Source organism: Kitasatospora sp. NPDC047058, assembly GCF_040643935.1.
GTDB lineage: Bacteria > Actinomycetota > Actinomycetes > Streptomycetales > Streptomycetaceae > Kitasatospora.
Map to the genome: position 1 here is coordinate 1 of NZ_JBEYVJ010000690.1, position 2,495 is coordinate 2,495.

A 2,495-nucleotide genomic window follows, 5' to 3' on the forward strand; every position below is an offset into this window, starting at 1 on the left:
CCGCCGAGGCGGCGGGGGCGCCGGCGAGCGGCGCGGCCAGGGCGGCGGCGACGGCGTAGGCGGCGGCCAGGCGGGAGGCACGGCGAAGCGTGGTGGGAGTTGGCATGCCCGCAGTGAACGCGGCTCCGGCCACGCCGGGCAAGACGATGGACGATAACCATATGAACTCATTGGTAACTTAAAGCTGTCTGGCCAACTCGTCCTTCGGCGAACCGACTTGCCTGGACAACTGGCTCGGCCACCACATGTGCCGGTCCAGGTCCAGGGTGAGCGCGGTGACCAGGACCGACCGCACCACCAGGGTGTCCAGCAGCACGCCGAGGGCCACCGCGAAGCCGATCTCGGCGAACCCGACCACCGGCAGGGTGCCGAGCACCGCGAAGGTGCTCGCCAGGATCAGCCCGGCCGAGGTGATCACGCCGCCGGTCGCGGCCAGCCCGGCCACCGCCCCGTGCCGGGTGCCGTGTTGGAGGGACTCCTCCCGCACCCGGGTCATCAGGAAGATGTTGTAGTCGATCCCGAGCGCGACCAGGAAGACGAAGACGAACAGCGGGAACGCGTTGTCGGTGGCCTCGAAGTGGAAGACGTGCTCGAAGAAGAAGGCGCTGATCCCGAGCGTCGCCGCGTACGACAGCACCACGGTGGCGACCAGCACCAGCGGCGCGGTGATCGCGCGCAGCAGCAGGGCCAGGATCACCAGCACCACGCCGAGCACCAGCGGGATGATCGTCCGGTTGTCGTTCGTCGCGGCCCGGCCGGCGTCCAGGATCACCGCCGTGGACCCGCCCACCTTGGCGTCTGCGTTCGGCACGGCGTGGACGGCGTCCCGCACCCGGTCCACGGTGTCCTTGGCGGCCTGGCTGTCCGGTGGGTCGGCCAGCGTGGCCTGGAACAACGCCTTCCCCTCGTGCACGGTCGGTACGGAGGTCGAGGCCACCCCGGGCGTCGTCTGCGCCACCGCCCGGACGGCCTCGGCGCCGCCCGCCGTGCTGATCACGGTCAGTGGCGCGCCCGTCCCGCCGGGGAAGTGCTGCTCCAGCACCTGCTGGCCCACCACCGAGTCCGGCTTGCCGGTGAAGGTGCCGGCCGTGGACAGGCCGCTGGCGTTCAGCGAGACCAGCCCGATGCAGCAGGCCGCCAGGGCGAGCGACGTGCCGATCCAGACCTTCCGCGGACGACGGCCGATCCAGGCCCCGACGTGTGCCCAGCGGCCGGTCCGGGTCGGCTCCGGCGTGCCGAAGGCGGGCTTGACCGGCCAGAACACCCAGCGGCCGACGATCACCAGCAGGGCCGGCAGCAGCGTCAGCATCGCGGCCAGCGCCACCAGCACGCCGATCGCGCAGACCGGCCCGAGGCCGCTGGTGGAGTTCATCTCGGCGACCAGCAGGCAGAGCATCGAGGCGACCACCGTGGCCGAGGAGGCCAGGATGGCCGGACCGGCCCGGTGCAGGGCGAACGCCATCGCCTCGTGCCGGTCCTCGTGCCGGCGCAGCTCCTCCCGGTAGCGGGCGGTGAGCAGCAGGGCGTAGTCGGTGCCCGCGCCCAGCACCAGCACGATCAGGATGCCGGCGCTCTGCGCGTTGACGGTCAGTCCGGCGTGGTCGGCCAGCAGGTAGATGACGGCCTGCGCGACCACCAGGGCCCCGGCCGCGGAGAGCAGCGGGAACGCCCAGAGCACCGGGCTGCGGTAGGTGAGCAGCAGCAGGATGATCACCACGCTGATGGTGGCGGCGAGCAGGGTGCTGTCGATGCCGGCGAAGGCCTCGGCCTGGTCGGCGCCGATCCCGGCCGGGCCGGTGACGTGGGTGGCCATGCCCTGGTCGTTGTCGGCGGCGGTCGCCCGCATGCTGTCCACCGCCGGACGCAGGTCCTGCCAGCCGCCGGTGCCGATGTCGACCGGCACGATGGTCTGCATGGCCTGGCCGTCGCCGGAGAGCACCGGCCCGGTGATCCGGCCCACCACGTGCGGTGCGCTGGCGAACGCGGCGGCGTCCCGGGCCGCCTCGACCCGGTCGGCCGGGGTGATCCCGCCGTCGCGCTGGTAGACCACGACGGCCTGGGCGGTGTCCACCGGCTGGAAGGCGCGCTGTTCGTTCAGCACCTGGGTGGACTCGGCGTTTCCGGGCAGCCAGCTGGAGGCCTGGTTGTCCTCGGCATCGGCGAGCTTGCCGGCGAGAGGTCCTGCCACCACCAGCAGCACGAGCCAGAGGACCAGCACCACCCACTTGCTGCGGCGTCCGCAGGGGAGTGTGGCCAGTCGCCGGGTCGGACTCATGGGAACCCCCAGGGCCTGAGGCATCGGTCGTTCCAGCCTCCCACCGTCCCGCCGCCCCGGCAGCCGGAGGGCGGGCACCCCGGCCCGCATGCGCGTCCGTCCGGTCACCCGGTGTGTCCGTGCATGGGGTGTGCCCGTGTGCCCGTTCGCCCGGTCACCCCGTGCGCCCGGCGGGCCCGGGCCGCGGGCCCCGCCGGTCACGCGGGGACGGCCGCCCGCT

At 73.1% G+C, this 2,495-nt stretch carries 1 protein-coding gene; it reads right to left on the bottom strand.

The genetic code is table 11. The annotated features are described in order from the left end of the window. Positions 1 to 178: 178 nt before the first annotated feature. Entirely contained in the window at positions 179 to 2,275 is a 2,097-nt protein-coding gene (locus ABZ885_RS39345) for an MMPL family transporter (RefSeq protein WP_360199729.1), read from the bottom strand. Positions 2,276 to 2,495 lie beyond the last annotated feature (220 nt).

Bases quoted from the DNA above. Each gene is read 5' to 3' on its own strand.
- ABZ885_RS39345 (WP_360199729.1), bottom strand. From the start codon at position 2,275: ATGAGTCCGACCCGGCGACTGGCCACACTCCCCTGCGGACGCCGCAGC.